Source organism: Gluconobacter roseus, from assembly GCF_046058915.1.
In the GTDB taxonomy this organism is placed as follows: Bacteria; Pseudomonadota; Alphaproteobacteria; order Acetobacterales; family Acetobacteraceae; genus Gluconobacter; species Gluconobacter roseus_A.
Map to the genome: position 1 here is coordinate 2259510 of NZ_CP175538.1, position 13908 is coordinate 2273417.

Genomic DNA, 13908 nt, shown 5'->3' on the forward strand with positions numbered 1-13908 from the left:
TTGCCCGCAGCTTTGCTCAGTCCAGCAGGTCTGGATCGAGCGGCTGCGGTGTCAGGGCGGAGGGCAGATAGAGCGGATGCTCCGGGCGTCCGCTCTTGCTCAGGCGCAGCGCCGTAACCTTGATGCCGTGATGCGCAAGCATCCGGGCGACTTCGGTCCCGCGGGCGCGCAGACCCTTGGCCTGCGGGGATCCATAAGCCAGGACAACCAGATCGGCCTGCCGGGCCATATCCAGCAGATGGGCATCGTTTTCCGGCCCTACGGGATCAGTAACCTCAAGCAGCCGTTTCTGGTCGGTGCAGCGATAGGCAAAGCTGTTGCCGACGAATATGCCCCCATAACCCCAGGCGCGTGCATAACGCTGGCATTTGGCAACCGTCCGGTCATCGCCAAACTCGGTCGCCACGGACGGATTCATCATCAGCCACATGATCATGGGACGGCTGTCGTCCCAGACGCGGCGCAGGGTGTAACGGTAACAGTCCTGCGGTCCGCCATAGATCGCGGTGCTGGTGACGTCGCCAGCCAGTTTCAGCGGGTTTGAATCGCCGACATGATGCTGTCCGAATAAATCCGGACTGGTGGGCCGGGGACGTGTGCTCACGGGGTCTTCTTCAGGGCCTTCACTGCGGCCAGGGCGCGCGAGACGTGTTCATCAGGAGACATCGAGGCATAGCTCATGGCGATATGGCCGTCCTGCGCGATGACATAGGACGTGCGGCTTGCCATGTGCAGCAGGGGCATCTTGGCGGCATAGCTGCGGGTGATCTTGCCGGTGGGATCGGCTGCGACGGCAAAGGTGCTGCGGCATTCGCTGACCGAGAAGCGGTCCAGCTTGTCGATCGGATCCATGGACACACCGATAACGGTGGCACCCTGTGCCTTGAACTCCGGGATGGCATCCGCAAATTCATGAGCTTCGATCGTGCAGCCCTTCGTGAAGGCTGCCGGATAGAAATACAGTACGACCGGGCCGGTCTTGAGAGCATCGGCCAGATGATAGGTGAACTCGTGCCCTCCAAGGCTGGCAGGGGCCGAGAAATCCGGGGCATGGGTGCCGGTTTCAAGTGCAGCATGCGCCGGAGAGATCGTCAGGGCGCCGGAAAGGGCGACGGCGCAGAAAGCGGTCGTTGCAAGGAAGCGGCGCATCGGGGTTGGTATCCCTGTCTAAAAAAGTGGGCCTGAAACAGGCCCGGAAATAAAGCAGTCAGTGTGCGCCGGGCGGAACCACGACACATGGAGAACCGTGCGACAGACGGCGGCAGGCTGCAACTGCATTTTCATGCGTCAGCCCTGTCAGACGGGCGCGATACAGATTTGAACGGCCGTTCCGGACGCTTTCCACCTGTGATCGGGCAGAGGCGACCATAATGCCGCCCTTGCTGTGAGCTGCGGAGGTTGCGATGCCTGCCTGTTTCGCATTGGCGAAGGCGCCGACCTGGATGGCCCAGTTTCCCGTTGCCGCGGTTCTACGGGACGACGAGGACGTTGCTGGAAGGGACATGTGATACTGCGGCCGTGTTGCCGGCATGACCGCCATGATCGGCTGGGGCTGCAGGTGATGGCCGATCGGGATTTCCTGAGCTGTCACGCGACTGTCCGCAACGTCATCTGCAGGGACGGAAGCCTCCTGGATTGCGGGGCGAGCGGGTGTCGGAGCATAACCCCGGGCGGCCCAGGCTGCGCTGATGCTGGTCGGAGCTTCAGAGCTGCCTGCGGATGCGACCTGAACCGGCGCGGCCTGTGTTGAAGCCGTACTCGTGCCTGCAGACGTATCAGGCTCGGCTGAGTCGTCGGAGGATGTTTCGGCAGATTCCCGATGGCTCCAGGCCGCACTGACGGCCTGCCGCTCGGAGGGCGCGGTGATCGGGGCTATGTCAGCAGACTGCGTGTTCTGGGCCAGCATGACCTGCGAATTCGGGTCGTGCTGCGCCACCAGAAGGTCAGCGGCAGAACGGTTATGCGGCGTAATACCGGCAATATGGGGCCCGATGGCCGCAACATAGCGCCGGGTCTCGCGGGGTAGGGCACGCCCACGGCGGAGATAACGGTCCAGACTGCCCGGCCCATCGTTATAGGCCGCAAGGAACCCCGGAGAGCCGTAAATATCGTACATCTGGCGCAGATAGGCCGTGCCTGCGAGGATGTTGTCATGCGGATCGAAAGGATCCTCGCCCAGCCCGTATTGCTGGCGCATGTCATCATAAGTCGGCGGCATAAGCTGAAGCAGGCCCATGGCGCCGGGAACCGAAGTGATGAAATTGCCGTTATGATCGAAAAGATGGCCACCGGATTCCTGCTGCATGACAGCCCGGATCCAGGCTTCAGGCACATCGAAGCGGCTGGAAGCTTCCTGAATATACGGCCCCCAGGGATCCTCTGGCGGTCCGGGAGGGGCGTAATAGGACTTCGCATGGGCACGGTAATTGGCCGCTTCCTGCGAGACCGGGAGTTCCGAGGACGACCCCATATCGGCATTGGTGCCGGCGCAGGCCGCGAGCAGTCCGATCAGACCGAGGGCAGCACCCGCACGGATGAGAGACAGCGCGCGGGCGGTGGACTGGGTCGGAAAGACGGGGCTGGGCATCGGGTCTGGGCACCTGAGGAAAACTTGTCTCAATAGGTCAAGCATACACGGGGATTACGGCGAAACTAGGAAAAAGGGCTCTGGAGGGCAGATTTTCTGACGAAGAATTGTTCACGCAAAGCAGCGTAGCGAAGATTCATTTCCCGAATATGAACTTCACTGTCGCGCCTTCTTGCCGGAGCCGGGGGGATCGGGTAGGCGGACGATATGAGTGTACCTCCTCCAGCTTCAGATGTCGCACGGGATGACGCACCGCGCAGACATACCAGTCGTGACACTCCGCGCGGAAGTCCCGCTGCACGGGCCTGGGCTGACTGGAAGGAAACGCGGCGTCTGTGGCGGCTGGGTGTGCGCCTCGGATGGCTCGATATCCGCCTCCGCTACCGGGGATCCGCGCTCGGGCCGTTCTGGCTGACGATCACATCGGCACTGATGGTCGCCTCCATGGGGGTGCTCTACAGTCGGCTGTTCCATATGCAGCTTGTGACCTATCTGCCCTTCCTGTCGCTGTCCCTCACCCTATGGGCGGCGGGGCTTTCAAGCCTGATCCAGGAATCCTGCACCTGCTTTCTGGATGCCGAGGACATGGTGCGGTCCGTTCAGCTGCCGCTCCTGTTGTATGCGGTGCGGGTGGTGGTGCGGAACGCGATTGTCTTTGCGCATAATATCGTTGTGCCGCTGGGCGTCTTCGTCATCTATCATCTCTGGCCGGGCGTAAATGCCCTGCTGGCCATCCCAGCACTTCTGCTCTGGGCTCTGGACGGGTTTGCTGCCTGCATGCTGTTCGGGTCCCTCTGCGCGCGTTTCCGGGATATTTCCCCGATCATCGGCGCACTTCTTCAGATCGTGTTCTACGTGACTCCGATCATCTGGATGCCGCAGCAGCTCGGAGCAAAAGCGTCCTACCTGCTGTACAATCCGTTTTATCCCCTTCTGGAAATCGTTCGTGCGCCCCTGCTGGGGCATGTCCCGGCCCTGTCTCTGTGGGGTATTGCGCTGGCAACGAGCGCCATCTTCTGGGTCGTCGCCGTACGGTCCTTTATCCGGACGCGCGCACGTCTGGTTTTCTGGATCTGACGTCATGGCTCATATCCGTCTTGAAGATATCTCCCTGTCTTTCCCCGTCCTTCATGGCAGCTCACGCTCCCTGAAAAAGACGCTTCTGGCTCGCGCCAAAAGCACGGTGACGGCCAGGACGGGAGCTGTGGGCGGCCGGATGCGGGTGAGTGGCAATTCATCCGACGTCGTGGAAGTCCAGGCCCTGTCCAATGTGAGCTTCTCGATCTCGGAAGGGGAAAGGGTTGGTCTCGTCGGACATAACGGCGCCGGAAAATCGACGCTGCTGCGCGTTCTGGCCGGGATCTACGAAACGGGAGAGGGCACGCTGGATATCGAGGGAGATACCCACGCTCTCATCGATCCCAATGCGGGCATGAACGGCGAACTGACGGGGCGGGAAAACATCCAGCTTTTTGCCTGCCGCATGGGCATGGGGAAGGCTGCGACGCAGGAACTGGAAAAGGATGTTGAGACGTTCTCCGATCTGGGGGCGTTCTTTGACCTTCCCGTGCGGCTCTATTCTTCGGGCATGTCCGTCCGGCTGGGTTTTGCACTGGCCACGGTGCCACGTCCCCGCATCCTGCTGATGGACGAATGGTTTATGGCGGGCGACCAGAAGTTCCAGGACAAGGCGAGGGCACGGCTGGAAGGCATGGTCGATGCCGCGGAAATCCTGATCGTGACCTCCCATGCACTCTCGGTCCTGCGGGAATGGTGCACGCGCATCATCTGGATGGAGAGCGGGGAAGTCCGGATGGATGGGCCGACCGACGAGGTGCTGGATGCCTATGAGGCGGCGGTAGCGGTCATTCCGGCCTAAAGCAGGACCGGGTGCGGCGGAGTTGGTATCCAGGCAGGCGTAGGGTAGGCTTCCTCCCGGTTTTTACATTCAGGGAGACAGTTCATGTCTTATGCCGCCATTGACGCCGCGCGCGTTGCCAAAGCATCCGAATCCGCTCTGCAGACCTTGTCGACCGTGAAGGAAACGTCTGAAGCGCATCAGCGCAAGACGATCATGATCGAACGCATTCATGCCCTCGCCAAGGCTGCGGCCGAGACGAAAGACTGCAACGCCATCACGCTGACCTCCGAAGAGTTCTGGCTGATTTCCAAGAACTGGTGACGGAATGATGCGGCGGAGCCTCTGCCCCGCCGCTTTTCAGCCGTTATAGGATGCGAGTTCGATCAGGTTGCCATCAGGGTCGCGGCAATAGACCGATGTGATCGGTCCGAGCGCACCCAGACGGGCTACAGGCCCCTCGACGATGGCCACACCACATTTTTCCAGATGGCGGACGATCTGCTCGCTGGCAATGGCTGTCGTGAAGCACAGATCGGACGTTCCGGGCGCTGCGTCGCCAGCCGTCTCCCAGCCTTCCGAGCCCTCAGGACGCAGATTGATTTTCTGCCCGCCAAAGCTCAGCGCCACGCGGTTGTTGCGACCGTATTCCTCGATATCCATGCCCAGCACGCGCTGATACCAGGATGCAGAAAGGGTTCTGTCCCGGACGGTCAGCACGATGTGGTCAAGGCGATCGACGGTAAAGCGCATGGGGATCCCTCATGAGAGCGACATTGCAGTCAGTATAGGCTGGAAAAATCCGGTCTGGCCAATCCGTTTTGCAAAATCCCCCGAGGACGGACCTCAGTTCTGGGGGCGCTTGCGGAAGGCGGCCAGGCTGACGACTTCCGCGTCCTTCTTTCCATCCTCGCTGGCAGCCGCTTCAGGCTGGACATCCGGATGGTGGGCGGGGTCGATGTCATCGGGCTCCACGGCGCCTTCAGGGATCTCGATGTCTTCCTCGTCCTCGAGCGGCGTGTGGCTGAAGCGCAGGGCCATGCGGATATGGGGATCGGCAAAGGCCGTGATGGCGTTCACGGGGATGCAGAGAATACTGCCCACCCCGCCGAAAGACAGACCCACGGAGATCACGCCCTTGTCGCGGTCCAGTGCCAGATCCCAGAACTGGTGCTGCAGGACGATGGTCATCTCTTCCGGATACTGCGCACGCAGACGGGCAGGGATGATGACATCCGGGCGGTTCGTGCGGAACGTCAGATAGAAATGATGGGCGCCGGGCAGGCCTTCGGCGGCAACATGCTCGATCGCACGCAGCATGACTTCGCGATAGGCGTCTTCCACCCAGTCATCATAGGGGAGGAGGCTCTCGGGAAGGTCGTGCTCGAAGCCGTCCTGGCCGTTGTGATCGTCGTCGCTCATGGTCGCAAGCCTGATGTTTCGGTCAACTTGCATCAGGGATGCGACAGACGGGCGCGGATGGCAAGCCGTCTTTGCTGTGAATGTCGAAGACATGATGAGGTGGGAGGGCTTCTGTTGCCCGGTGCCCTCCCGAACCGCGCTTATCGCTTATGCAGCGACAGCGAGCACCTCTGAGTTATCGTTGGCACTTGTAAGTTTAGCCCGATGACGGTGGTACAATGCCGGGCAAAAGGTAAGTCTTTACCATGCGTGTCGAGCCTGTTTCGTCCCCACAGACCCCTTTTGCGAGGGGTTGTTCATGGTGGAGACGCCGGGCACTGCCCCCGGGTCCACAACACTTATTTCACTTACCGTTTATCGCCATAGCCGGGGACGAACCCCTTGCACTGCTGAACATAGGAGTGCCGGTGTCCCGTCGCAAGGGAAAAGCGGGCTGGAAAAAAAATAAGCCGCAGGAATCGTGTCAACCGGATTCATGCGGATGACGCGCCGGGAAATCACATGCTAAAGCCGCCGCCATGGCACTGACATCCGAACAGCGCGCTGAAATCGAAGCGCAACGCAGCGAACCCCAGCTCACGTCCCGTCCGACCGTGGCGGCGATGGAAAACCTGCTTTTCACGCCTTTCGAGGTGCTGGATCACGGGTTCCTGCGCGTCGTCGATTACATGGGCGATGATGGTGCGGTCGTGCAGGCGGCCCGGGTGTCTTATGGCCGCGGGACGAAGAAGGTGTCCGAGGATGCGGGGCTGATCCGCTATCTGATGCGTCACCGGCATTCGACGCCGTTCGAGATGTGCGAGATCAAGTTCCATGTGAAGCTGCCGGTGTTCGTGGCGCGTCAGTGGATCCGTCATCGCATGGCCAGCGTGAACGAATATTCGGCGCGCTATTCCATTCTGGACCGCGAATTCTACCTGCCGGCGCTGGATCAGGTTGCCGCACAGAGCAGTTCGAACCGGCAGGGACGGAGCGAGGCGCTTGATCCTGAAACGGCGCATCAGGTTCTGGAGATCCTGCGCCGCGATGCCAGCCAGTGCTATGATGATTACGAAAGCCTCCTGAACCCGGAAGGAACAGGTCTGGCGCGTGAACTGGCGCGGATGAACCTGACACTGAACACCTATACCCAGTGGTACTGGAAGATCGATCTGCACAATCTGATGCACTTCCTTGCCCTGCGGGCCGATCCGCATGCGCAGTACGAAATCCGCGTCTATGCAGAAAAGATGATCGAGATCCTCAAGGCGTGGGTTCCGGCAACGGCAGCTGCTTTTGAAGAATATCGTCTCGGCGCCTTTACGCTGTCCGCCGGGATGCTGAAGGTGGTGCGCCGGCGTCTGGCTGGGGAAACCGTAACGCAGGAAAATTCCGGACTGACCAAGCGCGAGTGGTCCGAGATGATGGCGGTTCTGGATGGCGCATCCTGAATCCGACCCCGGATCAGCCGGAAGCGACCTTGAGCGTCTGATGCTCAAGGCACGGGAAGCACAGGCTGCCAATCCCATTGAAGATGAACCCGTAAAGACACCAAATCTATTGGTGTTAGGTGTCGTGGCGATTGTTCTTGTTCTGACGTCTCTTGCAATTCATTTTTTCTGGCCGGTCTCGTAAAATATTCAGTTCTGTAAACGATAGTAAAGACAGGATTCCCTGTCTTTATTTATTTGCTCAGGCGTTATGAGAGATTCAGAGCGATTCCGTGTGAATTTCGTCACATCTGCCCCAGAACTTTTTACGAACAGAGTTATCCACAGGGTTACATTGTCCGCGCGGCATCGCCCAATTCGCATGAGCGATGGCTTCTGGTGATCTAACTAGATGATTTAATTGGCAAAAATTAGCAAAGCGTGTTGGCACTTCCACTGATTATACTGTAAGGGTGTCAAGAAAATTCTTGGAATACCCACATTCCACCGTCTCCGGATGCAATACTTGTGCATTACTGATCCCGGAGGATATTTTCGTCCGCAGGGGGCGGAGATTTTTGGAAGATTTTGCGTGCAAGCCCCGGTTTGAGCAGCATTTTCCCGTCGTCTATCAGCAGCGCTGACCGATGGGGAAGAAAATCTGCGCCTGATAGTCAGGGCCGTGATGTTTTCTTGGAAAAGCTGGTGCCGGGTGAGGGATTTGAACCCCCGGCCTTCGGTTTACAAAACCGCTGCACTACCACTGTGCTAACCCGGCATCAGCAGTGCGGCTTTTTCCATGCCGGGGCCTGTCAGGTCAAGACGCGGAGAACGATTCTCTGCTCTGAGCAGGATTTTAGTGCGGTATGGGAGTGGTCAGATCTGCCGGTGGCGGAAGATGCTGCGAATCCTGCGTAAAGCCGTAACCGTCCTCAGAAAGGCCGCGATGCGTGACTGTGTGGGAGCAGCCTGCCAGTGTCAGGCAGGCGCCAATGAAGAGAATGCGGATCATGACGGCTCTTTCGGGCTGTGTTCGGAAGACAGGGAGCGTGCGACGGCCTGTGCAAACCTCGTATAGGCATGGGCGGCTTCGCTGTCCGGGGCGGAGAGGATAATGGGGGTGCCTTCATCCCCGCTGGCGCGGATATCGGCCAGCAGCGGGATTTCCGCCAGGAAGGGGACACCCATCTTTTCCGCTTCGGCCTTGGCGCCACCATGGCCGAACAGTTCCGTTCGGTGGTTGCAGTTGGGGCAGCAGAAATAGGACATGTTCTCGACGACGCCGAGGATTGGGGTTTCCATCCGCTCGAACATGGCCACGCCCCGTCGTGCATCCAGCAATGCGATATCCTGAGGTGTGGAGACGATGATCGCGCCACCGGCCGCCAGCTTCGGGCCGAGCTTCTGGGCCAGCGTCAGCTGGGCATCTCCGGTGCCGGGCGGCATGTCGATCACGAGCACGTCGAGCTCACCCCACTCGACTTCACCCAGAAACTGCGTCAGCGCACCCATGACCATGGGGCCACGCCAGATCATGGCCTGGTTCTCGTCCACCAGATAGCCGATGGACATGCTTTTCAGGCCCCAGGCTTCGATCGGCAGGATCGTGCTATCCACAACCTCGGGACGTGTGTTGCGTCCCAGCATCCGGGGCAGGGACGGGCCATAGATGTCCGCATCCAGAAGCCCGGTTTTCAGACCTTCCCTTGCGAGACCGACCGCCAGATTGACGGCTGTGGTGGACTTGCCAACACCGCCCTTGCCCGATGCAACGGCAATGACGGCTTTGACGCCTGGCAGCAGCGTCTCAGGCGCATGTCTGCTGGCCGCATTGCGGCGTTTGTCGCCTAGATTGAAAGGACGGTGTCCCCCGCCCTGAGACGGCGCGTTGGCTGCGGCTGGTGTGGCAGGACGGTGTGACGTGAAGGACAGGGTAGCGCCCGTGATGCCCGGCAGGCTCGCAATAGCGGCTTCGACGCGTGGACGCAGGGGCTCCACGCGCGAAGCGTTGTCGCGTGATGTGGCCAGAGAGACATGCGCATGACCGTTGCGCACCGACACACTCTCGAGTGCGGCGAAAGACAGGACGTTCGAACCCTGCCCGTCCTGCTCGGATTTCAGGATGTCGGTAATGCGGGTTTCGTCGCTGGAGGCGGTCTTTGCAGAGCCGGGCGGCATGTCATTCGGGGGCGTGGTGTCAGTCATGCCGGGTTCTCATCAGGGAAAATGTCATGTCGGAAAGGACTCTGACCCTAGCATGGCCGGCCTGAAAACGCATCCTGAACGGCGGGATGGTGACGAAGGGCCACGTTCTGCGTTAGCGTGCGGGTATGAAAAACCTGTTCGTCCGTTCCAGCGCCCGTCGCACGGCCTGTCTTGCTGTTTCCGGTCTGGCTGTCACCCTGGCAGCGGGATGGGATGTGAGGGCCGTCCCGGCCTTTGCACAGACTGTACCGCCTGTTTCGAGCCAGCCGTCTTCGGTGCCGACGCCTACGCCACGCTCGGTGCCGTCAAGCTTTGCGGATCTGGCGAACAGGCTGCTGCCGTCCGTGGTCAATGTCTCCACCTCGGCCGTGCTCAAACCTGCGAAGAATGACGACAAGGGGACCGATTCCAGTAATCCGGACGGCCCGCAGGTGCCACCATTCCAGCCCGGTTCACCGCTGGAAAAGTTCTTCCACGATTATCTGAAGCACAAACCTGCGCCGAACCAGCCGCCGCGCCGTCAGCAGGCTCTGGGCTCGGGCTTCATTATTGATGCGTCCGGCATCATCGTGACGAACAACCACGTGATCGAAGATGCGGATCAGGTCAGCGTCACGCTGCAGGACGGAACGGAGATGCCTGCACGGATCGTGGGGCGAGACAGTCAGGTCGATCTGGCCGTGCTGGAGGTCAAACCGAAACACCCGCTCCCGACGGTCCCGCTTGGACGAAGCGATAAGGCACGGATTGGGGACTGGGTTCTGGCGATCGGCAATCCGTTCGGCCTGAATGGCACCGTGACGGCAGGCATCATTTCCTCGCGTGGACGAAACGTCGAACACGGTCTGTATGACGACTACATCCAGACGGATGCCGCCATCAATCGCGGCAATTCGGGTGGGCCGCTCTTCAATCTGTCCGGCGAAGTCATTGGCATCAATACATTGATCTATGGTGGCGCGGGCGGCGATTCCATCGGTATCGGTTTCGCTATTCCGGCTGATGATGCGCGTGGGATTATTGATCAGCTCCGACGCGCGGGGCATGTTTCCCGCGGCTGGATGGGGCTGAAATTCCAGGACGTGACGAACGACATCGCCGAGACGCTCGATTTCCACAAGGCCGACGGCTCCAACGGCAAGGGCACGCTGATTTCGGAAATCGATCCCAAAGGCCCTGCGACAAAGGCGGGGCTTGAGGTCGGCGACATCATCACCCGTGTCGGCGATCAGGATGTGACCGGCCAGACCATGCCGCGCATCATCGCGTCCATTCTGCCGGGGACGCAGGCGCAGCTGACAGTGTGGCACAAGGGCGCGCTCAAGACGCTGCCCATCACGCTGGGACAGTCGCCCACGGCGCCGGACATGCCTCCTTCGGACACGCATCAGCCGGAGCACCGCCATGCGGCTCTGGGCGAGCTTGGGGTGACGGTCAGTTCGATCGACGCCGATGCCCGCACGCAATATGCCCTGACCGACGATCAGCGCGGCGTTCTCGTCTCGCGTGTCGAGGCAGGAAGCCCCGCAGCATCCCGCGGAATCGCGGAAGGGAACGTGATCACGCAGGTCGGGCAGGACCAGATCAATACGCCGGACGATTTCGCCAAGGCCGTGCAGCGCCTGCATGACCGCAAGAAGACGGAAGTCCTGCTGCTGGTTCAGGATGATGACGGATTGCGCTGGGTGCCGGTGCCCTTCCTTGGGAACTGATATCGCTCCCTTGCGCTGAAACCTGCCATGAACTTTCTGACACGTCTGAGCCGGAAATGGCTGTCCGTGCCGCCCCGAAACAGCAGATGGCGCGAAGTAATGCGCCCCGCCACACGCCAGACCATCCGCGTTCTGGTGTCGGTGGTGGTTGCGTGGATCGTTGGCTCCCTCATGCATCTGCAGGAAACGATCTGGGCGCTGGTGACAGCCCTGATCGTCACGCAGTCCAGCATCAGCCAGACCATGACAACGGCGCGGGACCAGATCAGCGGTACGCTGATTGGCGCGCTGGCGGGTGTCTGCGCTGTTGTGCTGGAAATCACGACAGGCCTGCGCTGGGTTCCGTTCTGGCTCATGCTGGCGCCGCTGGTTTTTCTCACAGCCATCCAGCCGACGCTACGTTTTGCCTGCATCACGCTGATGATCGTGTATCTGTTTCCCAGTCAGGGCAGTCCGTTCCTGCCCATGATCACGCGGCTTCTGGCTATCGTGGTCGGTGTGGCGGTGTCGATCGTAGTGTCGTTCTTCATCCTGCACAGCAGTGCGCGCAAACAGGCTTTCCATACGGCCGCGCGTCTGCTGCGGCGCATGGACCAGCTTCTCAAAAGCGCGCTTGACCAGGACACCGGATGGACGGCGATCGAACGTCAGAACGATGACTGCGTGGCGCTGCTGACTGAGCTTGAAGATGCCGTAACCGAAGCACGGCGTGAGCGTCTGAAGGAACTGGAAAAGCGCGATCCGGTCTTGGCCGCCCTGCCGCGGCTCATGCGGCGCCTGCTGAATGATACAATGCTGGTGGCGCGCGCCATCGCAACAGGACGTGCGGCTGGAAATACGGGCCTGCTCCCGCTCTACAAAGGACTCAGCCATGCCCTTCGTGCGCTGGCACATAGTTGTGAAGAGCAGCTGCGCATGAAGCAGAACCAGCATGAACAGAAGTCGGAAGACGAGGAGATCCTGGAGCTTCTGCCCCGTCTGGAAGAGCAGACCCGGCCGGAAATGCGCTTTGTAATGTCCCTGTTCCGCGAGGATCTGGGGCGGGCCGTGGGCGTCATCATGCGTGAGGACGCCAGCGCCGTAAAAGGGCTCTGACACGGCCGTTCCAAGGCCATTGTCAGGGACGCGGACAGGTCGCTGTTGAAACCGTCATTCGGCTTTTACGTTGTTCCGGGGCTATGATGGCACATGCCCGGCCTTGTCGGTCCCCGTCAGAGACCGGCCCGAAACCACGGAGAATTCCATGATTACGCGCGAAACCCTCAAGTCTCTTCCTTCCAATGTCCAGGCTCCCCCCTATGACATCGACGGGATCAAGCCGGGGATCGTGCATTTTGGCGTGGGCAACTTTTTCCGGGCGCATGAAGCGTTCTATGTCGAGCACATCCTCAAGCACGCGCCAGACTGGGCGATCGTGGGTGTCGGCCTGACCAACAGCGACCACTCGAAGAAGAAAGCCGAAGAGTTCAAAAAGCAGGACTGCCTGTATTCCCTGACCGAAACAGCCCCGTCCGGCAAAAGCACGGTGCGCGTCATGGGCGCGCTGCGCGATTATCTGCTGGCTCCGGCTGATCCGGAAGCCGTGCTGAAGCATCTGACTGATCCGGCCATCCGCATCGTTTCCATGACGATTACGGAAGGCGGCTACAATATCAATGAGACGACCGGCGCATTCGATCTGGAAAACGCGGCAGTAAAGGCTGACCTCCAGAACCCGGAAAAGCCGTCGACCGTGTTCGGTTATGTCGTCGAGGGCCTGCGCCGTCGCCGGGACGCAGGCGGGAAGGCCTTTACGGTCATGTCCTGCGACAATCTGCGCCATAATGGCAATGTCGCCCGCAAGGCATTCCTGGGCTACGCGAAGGCCCGCGATCCGGAACTGGCGAAATGGATCGAGGAAAATGCGACCTTCCCGAACGGCATGGTCGATCGCATCACGCCGACTGTCTCTCCTGAAATCGCGAAGAAGCTGAACGCGGCCAGCGGGCTGGATGATGACCTGCCGCTAGTGGCCGAGGATTTCCATCAGTGGGTTCTTGAAGACCGGTTCGCCAACGGACGCCCGCCGCTGGAAAAGGCTGGCGTGCAACTCGTGGACGACGTGACGGACTGGGAGCACGTGAAGATCCGGATGCTCAATGCCGGGCACATCACGCTCTGCTTCCCGGGTATTCTGGTCGGTTACGAGAACGTGGATGAAGCGATCGAGGACAAGGACCTGTTGGGGAACCTGAAAAACTATCTCAACAAGGACGTCATCCCGACGCTGAAGGCCCCTCCGGGCATGACGCTTGAGGGCTACCGGGACAGCGTCATCAGCCGCTTTTCCAACAAGGCGATGTCCGATCAGACGCTGCGTATCGCAAGCGATGGCTGCTCCAAGGTTCAGGTGTTCTGGACGGAAACCGTACGCCGGGCGATCGAAGGCAAGCGGGACCTGTCCCGGATTGCATTCGGAATTGCGTCCTATCTGGAAATGCTCCGGGGTCGCAATGAAAAGGGCGAAACCTATGAGTCGTCCGAGCCGACCTATGGTGAGGCCGAGAAAAAGCTGGCCAAAGCTGACGATTATGAAAGTGCGCTGAAGCTGCCCGCATTTGACGGCTGGCGCGATCTGGATACGTCAGAGCTGGATCAGAAGGTCATCGCACTGCGCAAGGTGATCCGTGAGAAGGGTGTGAAGGCTGCCATTCCGGCCTGATCACGTCTTAACCG

Annotated in this window: 15 protein-coding genes, 1 tRNA gene and 1 other RNA gene; 8 read left to right on the forward strand and 9 right to left on the reverse strand. The window is 60.2% G+C overall.

All coding sequences use genetic code 11. The features are described from left to right. Positions 1–16: 16 nt before the first annotated feature. Genes ACJ2A4_RS10575 through ACJ2A4_RS10585 form a run of 3 tightly spaced genes read right to left on the reverse strand, consistent with a single transcriptional unit; the run spans position 17 to position 2587 of the window. The gene (locus ACJ2A4_RS10575) at positions 17–604 is read right to left on the reverse strand and encodes a DUF1643 domain-containing protein (RefSeq protein ID WP_408872786.1); all 588 of its coding nucleotides are present in this window, start codon (positions 602–604) and stop codon (positions 17–19) included. Then, a complete protein-coding gene (locus tag ACJ2A4_RS10580) occupies positions 601–1149 on the reverse strand; it encodes a peroxiredoxin (protein WP_062507097.1) in 549 nt (182 codons plus the stop codon). Before ACJ2A4_RS10580 ends, ACJ2A4_RS10575 begins: the two co-directional genes overlap by 4 nt. Positions 1150–1207: 58 nt before the next feature. Further along, positions 1208–2587 (reverse strand): transglycosylase SLT domain-containing protein, encoded by a 1380-nt coding sequence (locus ACJ2A4_RS10585; RefSeq protein ID WP_408872787.1) that lies wholly within the window; start codon positions 2585–2587, stop codon positions 1208–1210. Positions 2588–2794: 207 nt separating this feature from the next. Here ACJ2A4_RS10585 and ACJ2A4_RS10590 point away from each other — a divergent pair, with 207 nt between their 5' ends. From ACJ2A4_RS10590 to ACJ2A4_RS10600, 3 genes are all read left to right on the forward strand, one after another. Then, on the forward strand, positions 2795–3664 hold the full coding sequence (locus ACJ2A4_RS10590) for an ABC transporter permease (RefSeq protein WP_408872788.1): 870 nt from the start codon (positions 2795–2797) through the stop codon (positions 3662–3664). Positions 3665–3668: 4 nt separating this feature from the next. Continuing rightward, complete coding sequence (locus tag ACJ2A4_RS10595) at positions 3669–4466, forward strand: ABC transporter ATP-binding protein (RefSeq protein ID WP_194260497.1); 798 nt, start codon at positions 3669–3671, stop codon at positions 4464–4466. Between the two features lie 84 nt (positions 4467–4550). Continuing rightward, on the forward strand, positions 4551–4769 hold the full coding sequence (locus ACJ2A4_RS10600; RefSeq protein ID WP_011252962.1) for a hypothetical protein: 219 nt from the start codon (positions 4551–4553) through the stop codon (positions 4767–4769). Between the two features lie 36 nt (positions 4770–4805). On the opposite strand, the gene ACJ2A4_RS10605 is transcribed toward ACJ2A4_RS10600, so the two are convergent. The 3 genes from ACJ2A4_RS10605 to ssrA form a co-directional block, all read right to left on the reverse strand. Continuing rightward, a complete protein-coding gene (locus ACJ2A4_RS10605; protein WP_062507104.1) occupies positions 4806–5198 on the reverse strand; it encodes a VOC family protein in 393 nt (130 codons plus the stop codon). Between the two features lie 93 nt (positions 5199–5291). Then, entirely contained in the window at positions 5292–5867 is a 576-nt protein-coding gene (locus ACJ2A4_RS10610) for an SspB family protein (RefSeq protein WP_194260499.1), read from the reverse strand. 98 nt (positions 5868–5965) lie between these two features. Beyond that, positions 5966–6292: a transfer-messenger RNA gene (gene ssrA, locus ACJ2A4_RS10615) on the reverse strand. 93 nt (positions 6293–6385) lie between these two features. Here ssrA and thyX point away from each other — a divergent pair. Together thyX and ACJ2A4_RS10625 are read left to right on the forward strand one after the other, a co-directional pair. Further along, positions 6386–7297, forward strand: a complete 912-nt coding sequence (thyX, locus tag ACJ2A4_RS10620) for an FAD-dependent thymidylate synthase (protein WP_408872789.1) — start codon at positions 6386–6388, stop codon at positions 7295–7297. Beyond that, positions 7284–7481: a hypothetical protein gene (locus ACJ2A4_RS10625; protein ID WP_408872790.1), complete on the forward strand. Its 198-nt coding sequence runs from the start codon at positions 7284–7286 to the stop codon at positions 7479–7481. Before thyX ends, ACJ2A4_RS10625 begins: the two co-directional genes overlap by 14 nt. Positions 7482–7979: 498 nt before the next feature. Here the strand turns inward: ACJ2A4_RS10625 and ACJ2A4_RS10630 are convergent. From ACJ2A4_RS10630 to ACJ2A4_RS10640, 3 genes are all read right to left on the reverse strand, one after another. Then, positions 7980–8054, reverse strand: a tRNA-Thr gene (locus ACJ2A4_RS10630). Between the two features lie 78 nt (positions 8055–8132). Beyond that, entirely contained in the window at positions 8133–8288 is a 156-nt protein-coding gene (locus ACJ2A4_RS10635; protein ID WP_408872791.1) for a hypothetical protein, read from the reverse strand. Further along, a complete protein-coding gene (locus ACJ2A4_RS10640; RefSeq protein WP_408872792.1) occupies positions 8285–9481 on the reverse strand; it encodes a P-loop NTPase in 1197 nt (398 codons plus the stop codon). Before ACJ2A4_RS10640 ends, ACJ2A4_RS10635 begins: the two co-directional genes overlap by 4 nt. Before the next feature lie 125 nt (positions 9482–9606). Here ACJ2A4_RS10640 and ACJ2A4_RS10645 point away from each other — a divergent pair, with 125 nt between their 5' ends. The 3 genes from ACJ2A4_RS10645 (at position 9607) to ACJ2A4_RS10655 (ending at position 13894) form a co-directional block, all read left to right on the forward strand. Further along, on the forward strand, positions 9607–11193 hold the full coding sequence (locus ACJ2A4_RS10645; RefSeq protein WP_408872793.1) for a Do family serine endopeptidase: 1587 nt from the start codon (positions 9607–9609) through the stop codon (positions 11191–11193). A gap of 27 nt (positions 11194–11220) precedes the next feature. After that, a complete protein-coding gene (locus ACJ2A4_RS10650; RefSeq protein WP_408872794.1) occupies positions 11221–12288 on the forward strand; it encodes an FUSC family protein in 1068 nt (355 codons plus the stop codon). A gap of 148 nt (positions 12289–12436) precedes the next feature. After that, a complete protein-coding gene (locus tag ACJ2A4_RS10655) occupies positions 12437–13894 on the forward strand; it encodes a mannitol dehydrogenase family protein (protein ID WP_408872795.1) in 1458 nt (485 codons plus the stop codon). Positions 13895–13908: the final 14 nt, after the last annotated feature.

What these genes read in the sequence shown, in the direction of transcription:
- ACJ2A4_RS10590 (WP_408872788.1), top strand. Translation starts at nt 2,795, where the DNA reads ATGAGTGTACCTCCTCCAGCTTCAGATGTCGCACGGGATGACGCACCG.
- ACJ2A4_RS10605 (WP_062507104.1), bottom strand. Translation starts at nt 5,198, where the DNA reads ATGCGCTTTACCGTCGATCGCCTTGACCACATCGTGCTGACCGTCCGG.
- ACJ2A4_RS10640 (WP_408872792.1), bottom strand. Translation starts at nt 9,481, where the DNA reads ATGACTGACACCACGCCCCCGAATGACATGCCGCCCGGCTCTGCAAAG.
- ACJ2A4_RS10645 (WP_408872793.1), top strand. Translation starts at nt 9,607, where the DNA reads ATGAAAAACCTGTTCGTCCGTTCCAGCGCCCGTCGCACGGCCTGTCTT.
- ACJ2A4_RS10655 (WP_408872795.1), top strand. Translation starts at nt 12,437, where the DNA reads ATGATTACGCGCGAAACCCTCAAGTCTCTTCCTTCCAATGTCCAGGCT.
- ACJ2A4_RS10595 (WP_194260497.1), top strand. Translation starts at nt 3,669, where the DNA reads ATGGCTCATATCCGTCTTGAAGATATCTCCCTGTCTTTCCCCGTCCTT.
- ACJ2A4_RS10600 (WP_011252962.1), top strand. Translation starts at nt 4,551, where the DNA reads ATGTCTTATGCCGCCATTGACGCCGCGCGCGTTGCCAAAGCATCCGAA.
- ACJ2A4_RS10650 (WP_408872794.1), top strand. Translation starts at nt 11,221, where the DNA reads ATGAACTTTCTGACACGTCTGAGCCGGAAATGGCTGTCCGTGCCGCCC.
- ACJ2A4_RS10580 (WP_062507097.1), bottom strand. Translation starts at nt 1,149, where the DNA reads ATGCGCCGCTTCCTTGCAACGACCGCTTTCTGCGCCGTCGCCCTTTCC.
- ACJ2A4_RS10585 (WP_408872787.1), bottom strand. Translation starts at nt 2,587, where the DNA reads ATGCCCAGCCCCGTCTTTCCGACCCAGTCCACCGCCCGCGCGCTGTCT.
- ACJ2A4_RS10635 (WP_408872791.1), bottom strand. Translation starts at nt 8,288, where the DNA reads ATGATCCGCATTCTCTTCATTGGCGCCTGCCTGACACTGGCAGGCTGC.
- ACJ2A4_RS10625 (WP_408872790.1), top strand. Translation starts at nt 7,284, where the DNA reads ATGGCGCATCCTGAATCCGACCCCGGATCAGCCGGAAGCGACCTTGAG.
- thyX (WP_408872789.1), top strand. Translation starts at nt 6,386, where the DNA reads ATGGCACTGACATCCGAACAGCGCGCTGAAATCGAAGCGCAACGCAGC.
- ACJ2A4_RS10610 (WP_194260499.1), bottom strand. Translation starts at nt 5,867, where the DNA reads ATGAGCGACGACGATCACAACGGCCAGGACGGCTTCGAGCACGACCTT.